Source organism: Halorubrum sp. ARQ200 (assembly GCF_005435115.1).
Classification (GTDB): Archaea; Halobacteriota; Halobacteria; order Halobacteriales; family Haloferacaceae; genus Halorubrum; species Halorubrum tropicale.
In genome coordinates this window covers 1-599 of sequence record NZ_SGTZ01000029.1, presented here as the reverse complement: position 1 = coordinate 599, position 599 = coordinate 1, and the positions used below count along the sequence as shown (strand labels likewise).

Here is a 599-nt window from a genome sequence, read left to right as displayed (position 1 = left end):
CCCGTCTCGTGGGCTCGGGCTCGAGGAGGCCGTCGACGACGCCGTCGAGGAGGTGCGCCAGCTGCTGTACGCCGGCCGGGTGACGCTGATCACCTACGTCGTCGCGGTGGCGCTCGTCGCCATCGGCGGCTGGCAGGGGTACGGCGCGGTGACCGAGGGGGCGTCGTCGCTCCCGCTCCCGACGCAGGCGGCGGTGTTCGTCCACGCCGCGGTGAGCTGGTTCGCGGCCGCGGGCGTCACCTCCAGTCTGGGGCAGGTCACCGACGAGTACCTCGACGACGCGTTCCGCTGGCGCTACCTCAACGCGCCGTTCTACGTGCTCGCGATCAGCGTCGTGCTCCACGCCGTCTCGGGCTTCTTCCTCCCTGGCGAGGGGGCGATGGCGATCACCGACCTCGCGATCGCGCTGACAGCGGGGACGCTGCTCGGCGTGCTGAGCACGCTCACGTTCGCCATCGCGGAGAACCGCTTCCCGGCGGGCGCGGAGGCGGCCTGACCCGTGCCCGGGTTCCCGACCGTCGAGGCACCACGGAGCGGGAAGCGCGTGCGCTACCTCGACGTCCCCGACGACGGGACGACCGGCCCTGCACGCTTCGAGA

The 599-nt window shown here is 72.8% G+C and carries 1 protein-coding gene; it reads left to right on the top strand.

Features of this window, described 5'->3' with window-relative positions; genetic code table 11:
• Positions 1-496: DUF373 family protein (locus EXE50_RS16885; RefSeq protein ID WP_137705640.1), on the top strand; the 496-nt coding region annotated here is incomplete at its 5' end.
• Between the last annotated feature and the right edge of the window lie 103 nt (positions 497-599).